This is a genomic window from Paenibacillus campi, from assembly GCF_034659835.1.
GTDB lineage: Bacteria > Bacillota > Bacilli > Paenibacillales > Paenibacillaceae > Saccharibacillus > Saccharibacillus campi.
The window spans coordinates 341,354-362,768 of the sequence record NZ_JAXSQZ010000006.1 but is presented as its reverse complement, the minus strand read 5'-3'; the positions used below and the strand labels follow the sequence as shown (position 1 = coordinate 362,768).

General features: G+C 43.8%; 14 protein-coding genes and 1 rRNA gene. 7 read left to right on the top strand and 8 right to left on the bottom strand.

Going from position 1 to position 21,415, the window contains the following annotated elements; all coding sequences use genetic code 11:
- From U1I11_RS16155 to dnaA, 8 genes are all read right to left on the bottom strand, one after another.
- Window positions 1-221: ribosomal RNA gene (locus U1I11_RS16155) — 16S ribosomal RNA — on the bottom strand; the annotation flags it as partial.
- A gap of 1,662 nt (window positions 222-1,883) precedes the next feature.
- Entirely contained in the window at window positions 1,884-4,427 is a 2,544-nt protein-coding gene (gene gyrA / locus U1I11_RS16150; RefSeq protein ID WP_322907169.1) for a DNA gyrase subunit A, read from the bottom strand.
- 412 nt (window positions 4,428-4,839) lie between these two features.
- Window positions 4,840-6,759, bottom strand: coding sequence for a DNA topoisomerase (ATP-hydrolyzing) subunit B (gene gyrB / locus U1I11_RS16145; RefSeq protein WP_322907168.1), 1,920 nt, complete (start codon window positions 6,757-6,759; stop codon window positions 4,840-4,842).
- 47 nt (window positions 6,760-6,806) lie between these two features.
- Window positions 6,807-7,058 (bottom strand): extracellular matrix regulator RemB, encoded by a 252-nt coding sequence (gene remB / locus U1I11_RS16140; protein WP_322907167.1) that lies wholly within the window; start codon window positions 7,056-7,058, stop codon window positions 6,807-6,809.
- Window positions 7,059-7,072: 14 nt separating this feature from the next.
- Entirely contained in the window at window positions 7,073-8,185 is a 1,113-nt protein-coding gene (gene recF / locus U1I11_RS16135) for a DNA replication/repair protein RecF (RefSeq protein WP_322907166.1), read from the bottom strand.
- Window positions 8,186-8,202: 17 nt separating this feature from the next.
- Window positions 8,203-8,421 carry a S4 domain-containing protein YaaA gene (gene yaaA, locus U1I11_RS16130; protein ID WP_188778279.1) on the bottom strand — a complete coding sequence of 73 codons (219 nt, stop codon included), beginning with the start codon at window positions 8,419-8,421 and terminating at the stop codon, window positions 8,203-8,205.
- A 232-nt stretch (window positions 8,422-8,653) separates the two neighbouring features.
- Window positions 8,654-9,796, bottom strand: a complete 1,143-nt coding sequence (gene dnaN, locus U1I11_RS16125) for a DNA polymerase III subunit beta (RefSeq protein ID WP_322907165.1) — start codon at window positions 9,794-9,796, stop codon at window positions 8,654-8,656.
- 204 nt (window positions 9,797-10,000) lie between these two features.
- Window positions 10,001-11,353 (bottom strand): chromosomal replication initiator protein DnaA, encoded by a 1,353-nt coding sequence (gene dnaA, locus U1I11_RS16120; RefSeq protein ID WP_322907164.1) that lies wholly within the window; start codon window positions 11,351-11,353, stop codon window positions 10,001-10,003.
- Between the two features lie 986 nt (window positions 11,354-12,339).
- On the opposite strand from dnaA, the gene rpmH reads away from it, so the two are divergent.
- The 7 genes from rpmH to U1I11_RS16085 all read left to right on the top strand — a co-directional run bounded on the left by rpmH (window position 12,340) and on the right by U1I11_RS16085 (window position 21,414).
- Window positions 12,340-12,474 (top strand): 50S ribosomal protein L34, encoded by a 135-nt coding sequence (rpmH, locus tag U1I11_RS16115; protein ID WP_017815451.1) that lies wholly within the window; start codon window positions 12,340-12,342, stop codon window positions 12,472-12,474.
- 153 nt (window positions 12,475-12,627) lie between these two features.
- A complete protein-coding gene (gene rnpA / locus U1I11_RS16110) occupies window positions 12,628-12,978 on the top strand; it encodes a ribonuclease P protein component (protein ID WP_188778287.1) in 351 nt (116 codons plus the stop codon).
- A 76-nt stretch (window positions 12,979-13,054) separates the two neighbouring features.
- A complete protein-coding gene (locus U1I11_RS16105) occupies window positions 13,055-13,912 on the top strand; it encodes a YidC/Oxa1 family membrane protein insertase (RefSeq protein ID WP_322907163.1) in 858 nt (285 codons plus the stop codon).
- A gap of 80 nt (window positions 13,913-13,992) precedes the next feature.
- Window positions 13,993-14,784 carry an RNA-binding cell elongation regulator Jag/EloR gene (gene jag, locus U1I11_RS16100; protein WP_322907162.1) on the top strand — a complete coding sequence of 264 codons (792 nt, stop codon included), beginning with the start codon at window positions 13,993-13,995 and terminating at the stop codon, window positions 14,782-14,784.
- 173 nt (window positions 14,785-14,957) lie between these two features.
- Window positions 14,958-16,334 (top strand): tRNA uridine-5-carboxymethylaminomethyl(34) synthesis GTPase MnmE, encoded by a 1,377-nt coding sequence (mnmE, locus tag U1I11_RS16095; protein WP_322907180.1) that lies wholly within the window; start codon window positions 14,958-14,960, stop codon window positions 16,332-16,334.
- Between the two features lie 597 nt (window positions 16,335-16,931).
- Complete coding sequence (locus U1I11_RS16090) at window positions 16,932-20,120, top strand: lantibiotic dehydratase (RefSeq protein WP_322907161.1); 3,189 nt, start codon at window positions 16,932-16,934, stop codon at window positions 20,118-20,120.
- Window positions 20,107-21,414: a lanthionine synthetase C family protein gene (locus tag U1I11_RS16085; RefSeq protein ID WP_322907160.1), complete on the top strand. Its 1,308-nt coding sequence runs from the start codon at window positions 20,107-20,109 to the stop codon at window positions 21,412-21,414. The genes U1I11_RS16090 and U1I11_RS16085 overlap by 14 nt, the downstream gene beginning before the upstream one ends.
- The last annotated feature ends 1 nt before the right edge of the window (window position 21,415 follow it).

Below are 21,415 nucleotides of genomic sequence, written 5' to 3'. Positions count from 1 at the left end.
GCTCCGTCTTTCGTTCCTCTCCCATGCAGGACAAGAAAGTATCCGGTATTAGCTACCGTTTCCGGTAGTTATCCCAGGCTAAAGGGCAGGTTGCCTACGTGTTACTCACCCGTCCGCCGCTAACTATTAGAGAAGCAAGCTTCTCGTCAAGTCCGCTCGACTTGCATGTATTAGGCACGCCGCCAGCGTTCGTCCTGAGCCAGGATCAAACTCTCCAATAAAGTGTTTGACTTGCTCATTTGTTGCTGGCGAGAACATTGCTGTTCTCTATAGTTTGAAGAACCGAAGTTCTTCACTCACTCGTTGTTCAGTTTTCAAAGATCAAACTCTTTCGTCGCTGCTCAGTGTCTCTCGCAACAACTCTTATATCATATCATGTTGTGTTTCGTTCGTCAAGCACTTTTTTTGAAGTGTTTTTCAGCTTCAACATGCTTCATGGACGAAGTGTATGATATGTTTTCTTTCATTGTCACTCGTTCGCGACAACTTTTATACTTTATCATCTTCTCAGCTATTCGTCAACAACTTTTTTTGAAAGTTGGTTCAAGCTCGTTTTGGAAACAAGTTTGAATGAAGAATGTCTTTCGAAAACTTATACATAAGACTATATCATACTCTAAAAGATATAGTCAACACTTGTTTTAGCAAAACTTCAAAATTATATTTTTACTGTGATATCGCTTGTTATATGGCTGTTATATAGATGGATTGCAGTTAATGTTGGATGCACTTCGCTTCGTTCATTTCATTAAATACAGAAATTGATTACATTATTATAGAATACGTATATACCTTCTTATTGCCGAACTCTATGTACAGTTAACGATGATGACCAACACGCTGTTACTCTTAACGGATGTATTTAAACGTTACTAGTTATCATTTGTATTTTGATCAGCTGATCGCTCCTGTATAATTAACGCTTTGTCTAAAAATAAACTGGTTAGATAGTTAGTTTAATCTATCCATTTGATAGCCTAACATTTATTAGTTAAAAATCACTTGTTTTAGTCTCTTATTATTTTAGTGCTCGACTTTCTTCTGGTTATACACCTCCTCATAGTAGTCAAACAAGAAACTGGTTCTCATTATATAGTAGCTGTTTCGTCTAATACGTGTTTTCTGTTTATACTTATATCTTCTTCGTTCAGCGCCTACTTGCTTTATGTATGAAAAATAGCAATCATATCTTGATCGAATTGGGTGTTAGACTCTTAGTTTTATTTTTAATGCTGCTGTTATGAATGTATTTGTAAAGCAACTTTAATAAAATACTACATCCTATCATTTGATAAAAATTGTCTATGACTTAGCAAACTGATTATCCGCTATATGCGTATGTATAATTGAGTGCGTATATAGTTGTAATCCGCGATCAGATTGCAAATTATTTATGCTACCTCTATTTTGACTAGGCGGCGTTTTCAAACGATTCTACGTATCCTTTTGTTGTTTACAAAGGTCGTTTTTAAAATGAAACAACATCTTGTACAGCTTACTCTGACGCAAACTACCCGTATCGAATGGTCTATAAAGCAGCTTGCAGACATGTTCTAACTTGTGTACTTTCGCTTTATATCGATTCCATATAAAATAAAAAATGCTGCAGCGTTCCGTCCATATTTGGACTTTAGAGAACACTGCAGCTCTTTATTATAATCGTTATCTATCATCTTTATCGAATAACCTTCTATAACAGCACAATCTGTGTAGCATCATCATACGAATCCGCGTCTGTATGATTTGTCATGTTACAGTCCAAATACACTGTCGCTCCATGAATTTGTGAGCTGGACAACAATACGGTAATTGGGCTGTCTGGATCAGGTCTCGATTAGAACTTACAGATGGTCTACACAAATCGCTAAAAACGATTATATCTATTATTCTGTTGGTTCGTTCTCGGATGCTTCTGTAGAAGCTTCAGTAGCCGTTGTAGCGGATTCCATTCCTTCTGTCTCCGCGCCTACTTCTGTTTGCTCTAGCTCATCTTCTTCGCTGTCCTCACTTTTCGCGGTCACGCACACGGTTGCGACTGCATCCTCATCGCGGATATGAATCAAGCGTACACCTTGCGTATTACGTCCCATCGTCGAAATCGTCTCAATCCCCATGCGAATGAGCGTACCGCTAGTCGTAATAATCATCAAGTCATCGGTATCGCCAACTACTTTCAGACCAGACAACTCACCGTTTTTGTCGGTAACATTCATCGTTTTGATCCCTTTACCACCGCGACTTTGCAGACGGTATTCTTCACCTGATGTGCGTTTACCGTAGCCTTTGGCGGTTACGATGAGCACTTTCATATCGTCGCTCACAATATCCATACCGACGACACGGTCGCCTTCATCCAGCGTAACACCTTTTACACCGGTAGCGCTGCGTCCCATCGAACGCACATCGTTTTCATTAAAGCGGATCGACATTCCGTAAGCAGTACCCATAATGATATCCTGCTTGCCATCGGTCAGTTTCACTTCGATCAGTTCATCGTCTTCACGCATATTGATCGCGATCAGACCGCCTTTACGGATGTTCACATAATCATCCAGACGTGTCTTTTTCACAACTCCTTGGCGTGTACCAAAGAATAGATATTGATCGCCCTCGAAGTCCTGTACCGGGATAACCGCATTCACCGATTCACCCTGTTCAATCTGAATCAGGTTGATAACTGGTGTGCCGCGTGCGGTACGTCCCAGCTCCGGAATTTCGTATGCTTTGATCCGGTACACTTTACCTTTGTCGGTAAAGAATAGCAAATGATGATGAGAGTTCGTTACGAACAGATGCTGGACAAAGTCCTGATCCTTCATATCAACGCCCATAACCCCTCTACCGCCACGACGTTGGCTACGATATGTCGTTACCGGAGAACGTTTAATATATCCGGTATGCGTCACCGTTACGACAACTTCTTCCTGCGGAATCAGGTCTTCATCCAGAATGCTTTCTTCGCCCACGGTAATCTCTGTACGACGTTCATCGCCAAAGCGCTGTTTGACTTCGTTCAGTTCTTCGCTAATAATTTCCAAAACTCTGGATTCATTAGCCAAAATATAACGATATTCTGTGATCAGACGTTGCAGCTCGTTGTATTCATTTTCTATCTTGTCGCGTTCAAGACCAGTCAGACGTTGCAGACGCATATCCAAAATCGCCTGTGCCTGCTCCTGGCTTAACGAGAAGCGTTCGATCAATGCTTCACGTGCTGCCTCTGTCGTTTGTGAGCCGCGAATCAGTGCGATCATTGCATCGACATTGTCCAGCGCGATACGCAAGCCTTCCAGTATATGAGCGCGCGCTTCGGCTTTTTTGAGATCGAATTCAGTACGACGACGAATCACTTCGATCTGGTGCTGAATGTAATGATAGATCACTTCTCGCAAACCGAGCAGCTTTGGCTCGTTATTTACGATTGCCAGCATATTGACACCAAATGTCGATTGCATCGCTGTATGTTTGTACAGATTGTTCAGTACAACATTCGGATTCACATCACGGCGCAGCTCGATCACAATTCGCATACCGTTACGATCGGATTCATCGCGTAGATCGGTAATGCCTTCGATACGCTTCTCACGTACTAGCTCAGCGATTTTCTCAACGAGACGCGCTTTGTTCACTTGATACGGAATTTCGTTTACAACGATACGTGCCTTGTTATTGTTTTCTTCGATAGTCGCTTTTGCTCTCATCGTGATCGCTCCGCGACCGGTCTGATACGCTTGACGAATGCCGGAACGACCAAGAATATAGCCGGATGTCGGGAAATCCGGGCCGTGGATATAATCCATCAGCTCCATCGACGTAATATCCGGATTCTCAATCATCGCCTGAACACCGTCGATCACTTCGCCCAGATTATGAGGCGGAATGTTAGTCGCCATACCGACAGCGATACCAGACACCCCGTTAACGAGCAGGTTAGGATAACGAGCCGGCAATACGACCGGTTCGCGTTCTTCACCGTCATAGTTAGGAATAAAATCAACGGTTTCTTTATTCAGATCACGCAGCATTTCTAGCGCCATCTTGGACATACGTGCTTCAGTATAACGCATCGCAGCTGCCATATCGCCATCGACCGAACCGAAGTTACCATGACCATCAATCAGCATATATCGCATCGAGAAGTCCTGTGCCATACGAACCATCGTATCGTAAACAGCAGTATCTCCGTGCGGGTGGTATTTACCGATAACTTCACCGACGATTCTCGCCGACTTTTTGTAAGGCTTATCCGGTGCCATGCCGAGTTCCGACATTGCATATAAAATACGCCGGTGTACCGGTTTGAGTCCGTCACGCACGTCAGGCAAAGCCCGGCTGACGATAATACTCATCGCATAGTCCATAAAGGACTCGCGCATCTCGGTTCCGATATCCCGGTCTTTAATTTGCGAAAATTTTTCTTCCGCCATGCTAAGCTTAGCCTCCTTATTGCAGCCTTCGTTTGCACAATTAAATGCGCTCTCGTTCTGCCTGTGAATGACCTTGATCACCCACAACTAAATTCTGTATAAAAATAAGTTTCCTTCTTGCCAGAATGATAGGAAAATTGCTCGCCATAAGGGCGAAATATTGATGCTGCTATGCCCGGTGCTACATCACTTTATTATACCATTTTTTTCGTGTTATGTCCTGTGTTTTCACGCTATTTACAGTACTTTTCAGGCTGTTTAGACATAAATGGCTGCCTGCAACATCACCTGCTTCATCTCACGCTCATCCAAAAGCAAAAGGGGCATCCACCATGTGGCAGATACCCCTTGCTATTTGCATATTTACACCGATTTGCTTATCGTTCATGTCTGTATAACAGCAACGTACGAGTTAGAAATCGAGGTTTTTAACGTATTTGGCATTTTCCTGAATGAAATCACGGCGCGGCTCTACATTGTCGCCCATCAACGTATCAAAAATCGCATCCGCCAAAATCGCATCCTGAATGCTAACTTGCAACATAATCCGGCTTTCCGGGTCCATCGTCGTTTCCCACAGCTGGGAAGCGTTCATCTCACCCAGACCTTTATAGCGCTGTACGTTGAATTTGGCATTTTCGCCAAAGGCTGCAATGATCTCGTCGCGCTCACGTTCCGAATTCGCATAAACCGCCGTTTTGTTGCGCTCGATTTTGAACAGTGGCGGCTGTGCGATATACACATAACCTGCCTCAATAATCTGACGCATATAACGGTAAAAGAACGTCAACAGCAATGTACGAATGTGCGCACCGTCCACATCGGCATCGGTCATAATGATAACTTTATGATACCGAGCTTTCGATAGATCGAATTCATCGCCAATGCCTGTACCGAGCGCCGTAATAATCGCACGAATCTCAGCATTGCCGAGAATACGATCCAAACGCGCTTTTTCCACGTTCAAAATTTTACCTCGTAGCGGCAAAATCGCCTGAAAGTGACGATCACGTCCCTGCTTAGCAGAGCCGCCCGCAGAGTCACCTTCAACGATGTACAGTTCGCTGATCGAAGCATCTTTGGACGAGCAGTCTGCCAGTTTACCTGGCAATGCGCTCACTTCGAGTACACTTTTACGACGGGTCAGCTCGCGCGCTTTACGCGCTGCTTCTCGTGCACGGGAAGCTTGTAAAGCTTTATCGAGCACACGACGTGCTACAGAAGGGTTCTCATTGAGGAACTCCTGCAATTTTTCGGAAAATAACGATTCTACGATGCCGCGTACTTCACTGTTGCCAAGCTTTGTTTTCGTCTGACCTTCAAATTGCGGTTCTGGAATTTTGACGGAGATGATCGCCGTCAAACCTTCACGCACATCTTCACCGGTCAAGTTACCCGTATTGTCTTTGAGCAAGCCATTGCGACGGGCATAATCGTTAATAATACGCGTCAATGCGCTCTTAAAGCCGGATTCGTGTGTACCGCCTTCATGCGTATTGATGTTGTTAGCAAAAGAATAGATGCTCTCGGTATAGCCTTCGTTGTATTGCAGGGCAACTTCAACCTGAATCTGTTCACGCATGCCTTCCACATAGATCGGCTGCTCGTTAATCACTTCGCGATTCTGGTTCAAATACTGCACATATTCGATAATACCGCCTTCGTATCTGAAATGGTTCGATACTTCGGTGCGCTCATCCGTTAACGTCATAGCGATGCCTTTGTTCAGAAACGCCAGCTCACGAATACGTCCAAGCAATGTATCGTAATCATATACAGTCGTTTCGGTAAAAATTTCATGATCCGGTCTGAATGTTACGGTCGTGCCTGTACCTTCATCCTCGGTCATATCGCGCAACACTTTAATGTCTTCGACTGGTGCACCACGCTTGTATTCCTGCTCGTACACTTTGCCTTCACGTTTAACGACTACACGTACATGCTCAGATAATGCATTCACAACAGACACACCAACACCGTGCAAACCGCCGGACACTTTATATCCGCCACCGCCGAATTTACCGCCGGCATGCAATACGGTCATTACGACTTCGAGTGCAGAGCGCTGTGTTTTCGCCTCTACGCCTACTGGAATACCGCGTCCGTTATCGACAACAGTCACGCTGTTATCTTCATGAATCGTTACTTCGATATGATCACAGTACCCGGCAAGCGCCTCGTCAATACTGTTATCTACAATTTCCCAGACCAGGTGATGCAAACCTTTGGAGCTGGTCGATCCGATATACATACCCGGACGTTTACGTACCGCTTCCAAACCTTCAAGCACCTGTATCTGACTGGCATCATAAGCCGGTTGATTCGTCGACATGCTATTTCACCTACTTCTGTATTTTAGACAGCCGTCTCAAGCTGTAACTAAGCGTTCATCAAAAAGCTGTTCGTCCGCTTTTTCAGTGTGGCAGAGGAAATGGGGGAGTAATACACTTTATTTTTGGTCACTACGATCGACTTCGGTTCTTCTTCACCGATCGCTTCGACCTTTTTGTCTTCGTGGGCAAAGCTGACGAATTGTTTGGAGATTTTGGATGACTTTTCAATCGATATATCGAAAATGGCAACAAGCTCCGAAAAACGGATGATCTTCTCGCCACCCAAATGTATATACATGGAACGGTCCTCCCTTACTTCTCAATATGCCCTTGATGGACATGGAAAATCTGGGCTTCCTTCAGACGACCGGCATTAAGGCTTTCGATTCCGGTAGCCGTGATGAAAGTCTGCACTTTGTCCTGAAATGTCTCAATCAACTGAGTTTGACGGTAAGGATCAAGTTCGGATAAAACGTCATCCAGCAAAAGAATCGGGTATTCCCCGATTTCTTCGTGAATTAATTCGATTTCAGCCAGTTTCAGTGATAAAGCGGTTGTGCGCTGCTGACCTTGTGAGCCAAACACCGCTGCTTCATTGCCGTTAATGTGAAAGGCAAGATCGTCCCGATGCGGACCTGCCAGAGTCGCACCACGGCGATATTCCTGTTCTTTCACTTGTGATAATTTTATCATAAATTGCTCAAATAAGACAGCTTCATCTTCTTCTTCCACCGCACCAAATGAGGGTACATACGATAAAAGAAGCTGCTCCGTGCCGCCGGTTATCCCCATGTGGATATTTTCCGCCCAGCCTTGCAGCTTGTGGATAAAACGTTTACGTTTCTGCACAACTTTGACACCGTGTTCAACTAGCTGCTCATTCCAAATATCGAGCATCGTATTGTCTTTGCTGCCAGAACCCCAAGCTTGCTTGAGAAAGTTGTTGCGCTGCTGAAGCACCTTCTGATACTGCTGTAAATGATGCAAATAGCTCGGTTGCACTTGACCGATCTCCATATCGAGAAAACGGCGGCGTATGCCAGGTGAGCCTTTCACGATTTCCAGGTCTTCCGGCGCAAACATGACCGCATTGATCGTGCCGATAAAATCGCTTAGCTTGCGCTGCTCCAGCCCGTTAATCTTTGCTTTTTTGCCGCGTGCGGAAAAATTCAGTTCCAGCTTTACTTTGCCGTACCGTTTGTCCGCATCGCACGCAATGCGCGCATGATCGGCGCCAAACGAAATCAACTCTTTATCTTTGCTCGTTCGATGCGACTTGGACAATGCTAGCACAAACAGCGCCTCGATCAGATTCGTTTTGCCCTGTGCATTTTGCCCAATAAACAAATTGACCGGAGCAAAACAATCGAGCCTCAGCTGCTCATAGTTGCGATAGTTTTGTAGGCTGATTTGGTTGATGAACATGGATAAGCTCCTCCGGTCTATTGCCCGCTCTGAACCTTAAAGCTGCCTTCGCCTTGTACTTCAACTTCATCGCCAGGATAAAGTTTGCGGCCGCGACGTTCCTCTAGCTCTCCGTTAACTTTGACCATTTGCTCTTGCAGCAATGCTTTGGCACTGCCACCGGTCGACACGCAATCCGCCAGTTTTAAAAATTGATCAAGCTTAATATATTCCGTGGAAATGGAAATGTTTTTCATAATCTTTATAAACCGTCCTTTCGACGATAAGGTAATGGGACCGATCCAAATGAATAGCCAGGTCTTAGCATCATACCATAGTCAAACTTGCACTACTATGATTATGGGCAAAGTACCTGGCTCTTTTTTGCCGAATCGGCGTGTATGGTGGATAAAATGTTATGAATTTCGGCATAAGATGTTATACACATGTGCATAACATTTGGCGCCAATCAAACTATTCACAGAAGGATTAATTTGTCGTGCGGTAAGGCAGAATAATGTACAGGCTGCGGCTTTCATCGAGCGGCTTAATGATGATCGGACTCATAATGCCGGTAAACTGAATTGAAAGCTGCTCGCTTTCGATCACTTTTAGCACATCTAGCATATATTTAGAGTTAAACGAAATACGCAGCGGTTCACCTTCAAACCGAGCGATATCGAGCTGTTCGGTGACGCGTCCCAGCTCGGAGGAGCTAGAGGAAATTTCCACAGCGCCGTTTTCGAGCGTTTGCATCCGTACGATATTCGTTTTTTCCTCACGGGAAAGCAAATAAGCGCGATCGATCGAGTCCGCCAGCTTTTTTGTATCGATAACGAGTTCGGTTTTGAAGCTGGTCGGGATGATTTTGGATGTGTCTGGATAGGTGCCGTCGAGAATGCGTGAGTAGAACAATACGCGATCGATTTTGAACAGCACCTGATTGTCGGCAACGACGATATCGAGCAGTTGATTTTGGTCGGGAATGATTTTGCTTAGCTCATTCAGCGTTTTGCCGGCAATCACGACATTGCTAAAACGAACGCCGGTATCTTCGCCCAGATTTACCGTACGGCTAGCGAGACGGTGACGGTCAGTAGCGACAAATTTCAGTTCGCCTTCAACGAGATTCCAGAGCACACCGGTTAGGATCGGCGTCGTTTCCTGGGTGGAGATGGAAAAAGCGGTCTGCTTGATCATGTTTTTCAGCAGATCACCAGGCACGGAAATTTGTTGATTTTCTTCGATGTTAGGCAGTACCGGGAATTCTTCCGGATCAAGACCGACAAGCTGGATATCGGTAGCACCTGCACGGATAAACGTTTGAAAGCCGTCTTTGACTTCCATTTCGATTTCTTGCGAAGGTAGCTTTTTAATAATTTCGACGAAAAATTTAGCTGGCAATACGACGCTGCCTGGACGTTCGATCTCAACGATCGTTTTGCTGTCGGTTTCAGCGGGTATGAAAGATTGAATGGAAATATCGGTATCGCTCGCTGTTAATGTCACACCGGCGTAGCTCACATCGAACTTGATTCCGCTCAAAATGGGAATCGTCGTCCGACTGGAGATCGCTTTGGATACATGTTGTATCGCTTCGTTCAGATGGTTTTTGGAAATTTGAATCTTCATGTTTTCACTCCTAATCAGCATCGTTCATGCTTGTCCCTATCCTTTTTGTAACCGGCACCGTGAGGTGGCTGTAGCAAGAAGAATGTTTTAATTATTTAATAGCAGTAGTAGTAGGGGCACTGAATATGTGGATAAGTGCCCAAAAGCCGCATAAAACTAAGCCTATCCACATGTGTATAAAGTGTGTATAGGCTTGCTTGTTGTTCAGGATGGATTTTTGATTTTGTCCATCAAGCTGTTTACTACTTTAAACAAATCCTGGTCGGATTTTAGTGACTGGGATATTTTTTCGTGCGCATGGATTACTGTCGTATGATCGCGACCGCCAAATGCTTCACCGATCTTGGGCAGCGAGTAATCGGTCAGCTCGCGCGATAAATACATAGCGATCTGACGCGGAAACGCGACCGCTTTTGTCCGTTTACGCGCCTTGAAATCTTCAAGCTTCAAGTTGTAATACTCGCCTACCCGTTGCTGAATGTCCTGAATGGTGATCATTTTGGGACGGCTGGACGGAATGATATCCTTTAGCGCTTCGGCGGCAAGATGTGAAGTCACATCCTGATTCGTTAGCGACGAATAGGCGACAACACGGATGAGCGCGCCTTCCAGTTCACGTATGTTCGTATCGATCTGATTGGCGATATACATCATCGCTTCGTTGGGAATGTCCAGATTTTCGGCTTTTGCTTTTTTGCGCAAAATCGCAATCCGTGTCTCCAAATCCGGCGGCTGGATATCGGTAATTAACCCCCACTCAAACCGCGACCGCAGACGTTCTTCCAGCGTCGGAATTTCCTTTGGTGGACGGTCACTGGAAATAATAATCTGCTTGCTCTCCTCATGTAGCGCGTTAAACGTATGGAAAAACTCCTCCTGCGTCGATTCCTTTCCCGCCAAAAACTGAATATCATCGATCAGCAAAATATCGATGTTGCGGTACTTGTTACGGAAGCTTTCGCCCCGGTTATCGCGGATCGAGTTAATGAACTCATTGGTGAATTTTTCGGACGAAATGTAGACGACTTTGCTGTTCGGATTATGCTGCAAAATATAATGCCCGATCGCATGCATCAGATGCGTCTTGCCAAGCCCTACACCACCATACAAAAACAGCGGGTTATACGCTTTGGCTGGCGCTTCCGCAACTGCCAGCGAAGCCGCATGGGCAAAGCGATTGCCCGCTCCGATCACAAATGTATCGAATGTGTATTTAGGATTGAGCATATTGGCGACCGGTTCTTCTGTCTGCACGGCTGCCGGTTGTGCTGGTGTGTGCTGCAAAATAAGCGCTTCTTCTGGCATCGCTTCTTCAATAACGAATTTGACATCTACTTGTCTGCCCAAAAACTCATATACTGTGGAGCTCACCAGCTTAGTGTAACGGCTTTCCAGCCATTCGACAGCGAAGGTAGTCGGTGCTGAGATCACGATCGAATGTTCCGTAAATGTCAGCGCTTTGGTTGCCTTGAACCAAGTATCAAAGCTCGGCTTGCTGAGCTTTGTCTGAATGATTGATAGTATTTGCTGCCATAATTCGGAGGTATGGCTGTCCACAGACTGTCACTCCTTTTAAACTTCCAATTGTGGCTGAAGCCATGCGAGGATATCGAAAGTGATGAAAATATTTATAATCAATAGCGTACATTATCCCCATATACCAAGGCTGTGGATAAAATAAAAAATGGATAAGAGGAAATTGTTCACAACTTTATCCACAGGTTGTTGATAATTTTTAGATTAATCCTATCTATTCACAACGAAAACAATATCATAATAGCAAAAAGAACCCTTGATTTCAATGAAAACTAACATTTTATCCACAAATTCAATCTGTTGTGTATAAAAGTTATGCACACCACTAGATATTGTTTATAAATTGTTTGGAACCTAGGTAGAGGCTGTGGAAAAAGTTTTTTCACTATTCACAGGAAAAATAGCTATCCGTGGATAACTGTGTATAATTTACGGAGCGGTTATGATTGTGGATAAATCGCTTGTAGTACATAAAGCATACGAAATATGAAGTTCAGTTATAGTTCATACAACAAAGTTTTAGCTTGACCTAATTTGAATATGTATCGCTCGCATGTTTGCACGCCATTTAAGTTCGCTAGCTGCTCACAAAATGACGCTCAAGCTAGCATGCTCTGGAGAAGGTAGTTTGGATCATTTTACCTATCGTCATGCGGGGATATACAACGCTGGGGGATATACAACGCTAATGAGGCGATTGATATGACCTATTTATGTGTTGGAGCAAATGTTACGCAGCAGCGTTTATGTCCATGCAATCGCCAAAATGATCGTTTTGCAGTCTGGCGCTCTCATCGACGTTTTATGTTATCTTTTCCCCCGCATCTATAGAAGTAAAATTTCAAATCTTCAGCGTAAGCGATCGATCGCAAAAATTATTGTACCAAAATGCAGAAAATCCATTGACGGCATAGTCATTTCCGTGATTAAATATAAATTGGTATTTTTATGTGAACAGACATAGAATCAATAATGGGATATAGTTTAACTGCAAGGAGGTGCACAATATGAGACCGACGTTTAAACCAAACGTAAGAAAACGCAGCAAAGTACATGGATTCCGTAAAAGAATGAGTACAAAAAACGGCCGTAAAGTGCTGGCGGCTCGTCGCCTTAAAGGCAGAAAAGTCATCAGTGCCTAATATGTACACAAAGACCACTGCGGTGGTCTTTTTTTCTTAATTAGAGACAATGAAGCATTTTTGCCCTGCATCATCGTATGGCAAAAATAGAGTGTACCGGCTGGCTGCCAGTGGCTTATATGCCGGATACGCCATAGCTAAGGAGAATGAAAGGTGCAAAAAAAGCTGCGTTTGCGAAACCGCGCTGACTTCAGTCGCGTATACCGTCATGGACGGTCTTTTGCCAATCACCAGTTTGTGGTGTACTGGTTTCAAAAAAAAGACATCGAGCAATTCCGCATGGGCGTCTCCGTCAGCAAAAAGGTAGGTAACGCGGTTGTGCGCAACCGGATGCGCCGGGTCGTGAAAGAAATCGTGCGCCATCATGCCGAGGAGATCGTACCGCATATCGATATGATCTTTATCGTACGCAAAGGAGCGCTTACGCTTTCGTATCAGGAGCTGGAGAAAAGCATTTTGCATGTGTTGCGTAAATCTTCGCTGCTTAAACGCTCGCGGCGGTAACGCTTTCGGTTTATTTGTGCTGTCAAATATGATATGATTTGCAAGGAAATGCAATGGTCAAGAGAGGGGTTATGAAGTGTCGCAATTGAAGACTCGTGGGGGAAAATGGTTCCTCCTTATCGCTGCTCTGGCAGCGGTAGCCCTGTTGGCTGGTTGTACGCCTAGTACGGTACAGACCCATACAACAGCAGATTTATTAAACCACGGATGGTGGAACCGGTATGTCGTGTATTGGTTTGCGTATGCACTGGACACATTTGCCAACTGGTTTGGCGGCGAATATGGTCTGGCTGTCCTTGTCCTGGTGTTGATTGTACGTACATTAATTTTGCCGTTGACAATGAAGTCTGTGAAAAGTTCCAAAGCGATGCAGGCGATTCAGCCGCAAATTCAAAAATTGCGCGAGCAATACAAAGATGATCCACAAAAGCAACAAGCGGAAACGATGAAGTTATTTCAGGAAAATCAGGTGAATCCGGCTGCCGGTTGTTTACCGATGTTAGTGCAGATGCCTGTCATAATAGCTTTGTATAATGCGATTTTGTACAATAGCGAATTAAGAGAGCATACGTTTTTATGGTTACAACTTGGACAGCCTGACAAATTTTTCGTTTTGCCGATTTTGGCTGCGGTCACAACGTTTATCCAAACATGGATGATGATGCGTATGAATCCGGCGTCGATGCAAGGACCTATGCAGATTATGATGTATTTATATCCGGTCATTATTTTGTTTATGGCGTGGAGTTTCCCGGCAGCATTGCCGTTGTACTGGATTTACAGTAATATTTATACAATTGTGCAGAACTACTTTTTGTATCGCAACAAGCAAACGGTTGTTACCGATTTGGGCGTCGCTGTAGATACACGCGATTTTAAAACGAATGCTAACCGAAATCGCAACAAAAAGAAATCTAAAAAGAAACGTCGTTAATTATAAATAGTATTTCTTTTACCGAAATCCGGAATGTTCTCAAGTATCCCGACTACGATTGAGGAGGGCCGAACATATAGATGACTACAGTCATTGCGTCTGGAAAAACAGTTGATGATGCTATTGCAGAAGGACTTGCCCAACTGAATACGACCAAAGAATATGTGAACGTAACCGTGTTGCAGGCACCTTCCAAAGGATTCCTCGGCTTGATTGGCGTTAAATCAGCCAAAGTAGAGCTGACTTTGCTAGATGTGCAGCCTCTGGCAGGCAATGGGGCTGACCGTGTGTCCCCATCGGCACCAGCAGCTCAGGCGCAACGCCAGAGTGCCTCATCTGCAACGGTCGAAGCTGTGCCGGTTATGGACGAAGACGAAACGGAACATACGCCGCAACAGTCTAGCGGTTCCCGCGCGTTCGCAGCTGTTGAGGCATGCGACGAAGCGGCTCAATTTATTCGCGATGTTGGCGACAGTATCGGGTTGGAACTGGATGTGGATGTTAAACGCGGACGTGACGGTTATGTGATGAGCATTTCCGGTAGTGATCTGGGCTTGCTAATCGGGCGTCGTGGTCAAACGTTAGATGCGCTTCAGTATCTCGTTAACATCGTAGCTAACCGCTATTCTGACAAATACATTCGGATTATGCTGGATGCGGAAAATTTCCGTGATCGTCGTCGCAAAACATTAGAGGAATTGGCAGATCGTCTGGCTGGTAAAGTGATTCGTTCCGGCAAAGAAGTCGTGCTGGAGCCGATGTCTTCACAGGAACGCAAAGTGATCCATGCCCGTCTGCAAAACCATACTAAGGTGAAAACGGCGAGCAAAGGTGATGAGCCTAATCGGCGTGTCGTAATTACGTTGCGCTAAAGCTTGCGCACGTACCATCATTTTGCCAAGTGAACACAATCAATAGCTACAATAATGACCGGCTACTCCTCGGAAAGCTGGTATATATGCAATGATTTTTTGCCTATGGCAGAGAATCATTGCTTTTTCTTTAGTAGATGTGGAAAGTGATTAGAGAGAGGTGGAACAATATGATGATTAGCGATACAATCGCAGCTATTGCCACAGCGGTTGGCGAAGCAAGCATTTCAGTTATTAGAGTGAGTGGGCCTGAAGCGGTGGAGGAAGTAAGCCGTATTTTTAAAGGAAAGATCGCGCTGGAGCAAGCGGACAGCCATACCGTTCATTACGGATTTATGATCGACCCGCACACTGGTGCCAAGCTGGAAGAAGTGCTAGTGACGATTATGCGCGCCCCACGTTCGTTTACGATGGAAGATGTGGTAGAAATCAGCTCACACGGCGGTGTAGTAGCTGTACGGCGTGTAATGGACTTATTGTTGCAGCAGCGCATTCGGATTGCCGAGCCGGGGGAGTTTACGAAGCGTGCCTTTTTAAACGGACGGATCGATCTGTCGCAGGCGGAAGGTGTGATCGATCTTATTCGCTCTAAATCAGATCGTGCCTTTTCGGTGGCACTTCAGCAAGTTGAAGGGAAGCTATCGCGTCAAATTAAGCCATTACAGCAAACATTGATTGAAACGCTCGCTCATATCGAGGTCAATATCGATTATCCCGAGCATGATGTCGAATCGTTCACTTCGGAATTGATTAAGGAAAAATCATCTGCCGTGATGACGGAAATCGATAAACTGCTGCGGCTAGCAAATGAAGGCAAAATACTGCGTGAAGGCATTACGACTGCGATCGTTGGGCGTCCGAATGTGGGAAAATCTTCATTGCTTAACGCGCTCGCACATAATAATAGAGCGATTGTAACAGATATTCCAGGCACGACGCGTGATGTGATCGAGGAGTTTGTCACGATTAACAATATTCCATTAAAGCTGCTCGATACAGCCGGTATTCGCGAAACGATGGATGTAGTGGAAAAGATCGGGGTTGAGCGTTCGCGTAGTGCCGTTGATGCTGCTGATCTATTGTTATTAGTACTGAATAATAGCGAGCCACTGCATGAGGATGAAATCGAACTGATGCAGCAAATTAGCGGTCGTCAGGTGATCGTGATTTTAAACAAAATCGATCTGCCGTCTCAGTTGGATCGTCATGTATTGCTGCACTATTTTGATCAGCAACAGATTGTGGAAATGTCGGTTCGTGATGATCAGGGGATCGATCGGTTGGAATTAGCGATTTCAGCCTTATTTTTCGGTGGTAAGCTGGAAGCGCAAGATATGACTTATGTGAGCAATGTGCGCCATATCGGCTTGCTCAAGCAGGCGAAGCAGTCATTGCAAGAAGCGTATGATGCTGCCGATCAATTCGTGCCGATCGATATGATTCAAATCGATGTTCGTTTAGCTTGGGAACAACTCGGTGAAATTATTGGCGATTCTGCTCCGGATTCGTTAATTGATCAAATTTTCTCGCAATTCTGTTTAGGTAAATAGCACCATTTTATTTGTATACAATTTTAAAAAAGAAAAATGTAGTATTTTTTAGAAAATTTTAACTATTAGCGGTACTGTTAAGTTTGAAATGCAGTGTACGAAAGCGTTTTCCATATTTTTTACAAAATAATACGGAACAATCATTGCAGGCATTATACCTCGTTTAGGCTAGGTATTAATGCCTGTTTTTTGCATAAAAATAAAATCATATAAAAAAATACATATATTTACTTATGAGTAATTTAGCTTTAGTGTTTTGTGTAGCAAGAAACAGTATAGCTAGCGTTTGTAAATTTCTTTCGGCACACCATGATAAAAATAAATCTAAGGGAGCGATATGAAATGAACAAAGAACTGTTTGAGTTGGATTATCAAGTACAAAATATTGGTACAAACGAAGTGGAGCCAAATACGATCAGAACGACAGTATGTTGGGTCACTAAAATTACATGTAAAGTTACCTGTGGATGCAATCTGACTAGCATGTGTACACCAGGCTGCCCATTCTAATCGCTTCATACGTACTTAATTTCAAATTGAATTAATACATTTGTTTATCATGGTGTGTCTAAAAAACTTTATAAAGGAGTACATATAATGCCCAAAACCGCTTATTTGTATCGCCCAATGAATTATTTTATGATCAGAACGCCGATTATACATATGAATCACTTGTTTAAAACAGCAGATTACACAACGGAACACCAGCATGAACCGACCGACAATGAATATGATGAGCTGTTAAGTTATATGAACCATCCTGTCATTCGAGAAGCGATTGCGGTATCAAGCCCGTCGCTGTACAAACATTTTATGAAAAACAAACTTGATCATAAGCAGAAGAAAAAGCTGGAAAATAGTATATTCAAATATGTAAATCGTATTTCTACACGTCCAACACCGTTTGGTTTGTTTGCCGGCGTAACGATCGGGGAGTTTGGTGATCAGACGCAGCTTGAAATAGCTACTGCCGCTCAGCATCACAAAAGAGCTAGAGCGGACATGCAATGGCTACTAAAATTAATTAAAAAAATGATGAGTGATGAACAGATTGTGGAACAGCTACAGCTCATCACGAATGAGGCAAATTATAAAATTGGCGATCGGCTTAAAATCCCGTTTATTAACAATTACGGCGATATGGATCAAAAAGAATTTAACAGCATCTCGGTCAATTACAATGAATTAGTCGGATTTACGTTAACACAAGCATCAAAACCGATCCCGATGCTGGAGTTAACGCAATTGATTCAACAACAATATCAAGATGTGGAATTACATACGATTAAAAATTTTGTACACGGCTTGATACGTAATGAGTTTTTGATGAGTACGATCCGCCCTACGTTTATGGATGAAGACCCGTTCCAATATTTGATCAATCAGCTCGAACGATTAACCGGGATCGACGCATTAACAGAGCAATTGAAACGGATTAAACTCCATATTGATCAATACAATCAAACGACGATCGGTGATGGATTAGCGTCTTTTAATGCCATTACCGACATGATGAATGAGCTGATTGAAGCGCCGAATCCGTTGCAGATCGATGTAAAGCTTACTATGAATGAGGCGATCTTGAACGAGCATATCGGTCAGATGGTTAGCGATACGGCTCATGCTTTGTGGAACATCACCCCACAGACGATCTGGTTTAAACATTTGAATTTTTATGCAGAACAGTTAGTCGAGAAATACGGTATCGCTACAGAAATAGGATTGCTGGAATTATTGGATGAAGATTGGGGGCTAGGTGCTCCACCTACATACGATAATCCGCAAAGTTATCAAACGTATACAGAACAATACCATGAAGATTTGGTCTATTCCAAAAAATTAATGGAATTGGTGCAGCAAGCGATGATCACCGGGCAGCCGATTGAATTAACCGATCCGATCATCGAAAGTTTAAATGTGTTTGAATCGAATATAACAAAGCGTCCTGCTCCGTCGATGGAGCTGTATGCATCGATTTATCATACTGACGATCATGACAAGGGCTATCGCTTAGTAGTGGGACCTACGAATGGATCGAATGCGGCGGGCAAAAGTTTTGGACGTTTTATGGATATGTTAAACGATCAAGTAAAGCATCAGTTTGCGGCGATGACGACTGAACAGGAACAACAGGAAGATGTCATTTTTGCTGAAGTCGTTTATTTGCCTAAATATTCACGGACGATGAATGTTTCGATCACATCGCCTGTATGCAATTACCAGATTGTGCTCGGAGCGACACCTTCGCTTAACCAGTCTCAAATCGCTCTGTCTGACCTCGTCGTTGGCGTCGTAAATGGACGGCTGTATATTAAATCCAAAACATTAAACAAAGAAGTTGTACCTGTCACGACTCATATGTTGGATGTGACACAAAGCACACCGAATGTATATCGCTTTTTGTGCGAAGTTGGTGTAGCGAGATATGAAAACTGGCGTGGTTTTTATTGGAGTCTATTATCCGAGCTTTCGTATTTGCCGCGTGTCGTTTATAAACATAACATATTGTCGTTAGCGACTTGGAATCTCAATGGCAAAAGTTTGAAAATCGCGCCGTCCGCCACATTCGAGCAATGGCAAGAGGCAGTACACGGCTGGATTAGCACCTACAATGTTCCACGTTATGTGTATGTGACCGAATCGGACAATCGTATTTTGTTCGATCTGAACAGTGAATTACATGTGCAGCAATTGTATATGGAATGGAGTAAGCTCGGTGATCAAGCGGTGATGGTGCTGACGGAAACCGGGTTTGATAACATCGAGCAGTTTATCGTCCATGATCATAAGCAGCGTAAATATAATATGGAATGTGTATTCCCTTTAACACTTGATCCGGCGCAACAGTCCGTATATGAGCAGTATCAAATGCAGGAAAATACGACTATCCGCAGCCATTATACGATTGAGCAAGCGTTGGATTATACGTATTTGCCAGGCACAGCATGGACCTATTTTAAAGTGTATGGTGTGAAAAATAGATTAAACGAATTTTTTAATCGTTATTTGCATCCGTTTATTTACAAGCAAGACGATGTGTCATTTGAGCAATTCTTTTTTATGCGTTATGCCGATCCGGAGCCGCATATTCGCATTCGTTTTAAAAATGATTCCGCGCACCAAAATCAAAAGTTGTTAGCTGATTTTAGTATGTTTATGAATCAGTTAAAACAAAAAGGAATGGTGTCTTATTTTACGATCGATACGTATGTGCCGGAAATAGGCAGATATGGAGGGCCTTCATTAATTGCTGCCGCCGAAGCTGTGTTTGATGAAGATAGTCGGTTTGCGCTGGAATGTCATCGTTTGCTGGCAGATCAACAGTTTGGCTTGTCGATGCAATCGCTTGCTATGATCAATACGATCGATTATGTTGCATGCTTTTTCCCAGAGCAAGAGCAGCAATTAAATTGGCTTAGTCAATTTACTTCTTTTAAAAATTATACAAAAGAGTTTAGAGCGGTTCGCACTGCGTATATGAAAATTTGCGATACGACCAATGAGTGGGAGCAATTGCGCACTTCGCCGGAAGGTCAGTTGCTTTATCCATTGCTGCAAAAGCGTCGCCATCGTATCGAAGCGTACGTACAGCAGATGAACAGTCTGTCTCGTGTTAATCATACGCTCGATCATATCGTTTCCAGTTTTATTCATCTAAGTTTAAATCGTTTGAACGGCTGTTCAAATGTGGAGGAAGAAAAAATCATCACATTAGCGAATCATACGCTCTATAACATTAAAGCGAAAAAAAGCAAAAAAGGAGTCATTTTGAATGTGGAGGAGTGAACAGATTGAGCTGATGAGTGAACAGATTGCGCCAATCGTGGAACATTTAAAAACGACGTATCGTGACCCGGAGCAAATGATGCAGTTGTATAGCGATAAACAGGCAGATGTATTTGAAATGTGCTCGCTTGCTGCTGGCATTCCTGGCATTTGTATTGTCGTGTCCGTATTAGATCAACTGTATCCGCAAGAAAATTGGCAGCCTATCGGTCATCAGTATGCGCTCAAACTGCAATCGATGCTTAATGAAGCTGATGTACAATCGATTGGATTGTGGACAGGCTTGACTGGTGTAGCGCAAGCGTTCAGATTGTTGTCCAATGAACAGAGAGCGTACCGCCAAGTGATCCAAACGTTGGATGAATTTATGATCGATCAGTTGCACGAACTGATCGATCATGCTACCGACAATTTGCATGGCAATGTAGAAATGTCCGATTACGATGTGATTGAAGGGTTAACCGGGATCGGTCGCTATTTTATACAGTATTATGATCGTGACCATCCGGCAGTGATTGACATTATTCAATATATGATTCAGCTTACCGAATCATTCGTGCATGATCAGCAGCTTGTGCCTGGATGGTATATATCGTCGGCTAATCAATTTCTGCTGCATGAACAAGCCAAATATGCACAAGGTAATTTTAATTTGGGTTTATCGCATGGCATAGCGGGACCACTTGCTTTGTTAAGTACAGCATGGTGCAAAGCAATAGAGCTGCCTGGACAATACGAAGCGATCCAAACGATTGTCGATTTTTATCAAGCTAACTCGTCCAGCGATGAGATTGGCACGATATGGCCGGAACGCATTTCATTTGAACATTATAGCGGTTCGGAATTTATGGTGGATATCCGTAACAATGAATCATGGTGTTATGGCTATCCAGCGATCTGTAATGCGCTTTTGCTCGCTAGTGAAGCATTGCAAAATAACGAGTTACAACATGATACATTACAAGCGCTGAGCGGGTTGGCTAAACGGGAGCTGCAACAGCTTTCGATCCATTCGCCTACTTTTTGCCACGGATATGCCGGTTTATTACATATGAATGCACATATTCAGCTGCGCTATCCGTTGCCAGAGCTAATGGCTGTCAATGATCGTCTGCTCCAGCAAATGATGAAATCGTTTGATCCACAGCAACCGTTAGGTTTTTTGAATGTCGAATATGAGGAAAGTAGCCCTCATCCGGGTTTGTTAACAGGCAGTGCAGGCATTTTGCTCGTGCTGGCTGAATATATGCATGGTCACCATAGCTCATGGGACCACATCTTTTTATTACATTAAT

Bases quoted from the DNA above. Each gene is read 5' to 3' on its own strand.
- gyrA (WP_322907169.1), bottom strand. From the start codon at position 4,427: ATGGCGGAAGAAAAATTTTCGCAAATTAAAGACCGGGATATCGGAACC.
- mnmE (WP_322907180.1), top strand. From the start codon at position 14,958: ATGATTAGCGATACAATCGCAGCTATTGCCACAGCGGTTGGCGAAGCA.
- rpmH (WP_017815451.1), top strand. From the start codon at position 12,340: ATGAGACCGACGTTTAAACCAAACGTAAGAAAACGCAGCAAAGTACAT.
- U1I11_RS16090 (WP_322907161.1), top strand. From the start codon at position 16,932: ATGCCCAAAACCGCTTATTTGTATCGCCCAATGAATTATTTTATGATC.
- dnaN (WP_322907165.1), bottom strand. From the start codon at position 9,796: ATGAAGATTCAAATTTCCAAAAACCATCTGAACGAAGCGATACAACAT.
- U1I11_RS16085 (WP_322907160.1), top strand. From the start codon at position 20,107: ATGTGGAGGAGTGAACAGATTGAGCTGATGAGTGAACAGATTGCGCCA.
- yaaA (WP_188778279.1), bottom strand. From the start codon at position 8,421: ATGAAAAACATTTCCATTTCCACGGAATATATTAAGCTTGATCAATTT.
- remB (WP_322907167.1), bottom strand. From the start codon at position 7,058: ATGTATATACATTTGGGTGGCGAGAAGATCATCCGTTTTTCGGAGCTT.
- gyrB (WP_322907168.1), bottom strand. From the start codon at position 6,759: ATGTCGACGAATCAACCGGCTTATGATGCCAGTCAGATACAGGTGCTT.
- jag (WP_322907162.1), top strand. From the start codon at position 13,993: ATGACTACAGTCATTGCGTCTGGAAAAACAGTTGATGATGCTATTGCA.
- recF (WP_322907166.1), bottom strand. From the start codon at position 8,185: ATGTTCATCAACCAAATCAGCCTACAAAACTATCGCAACTATGAGCAG.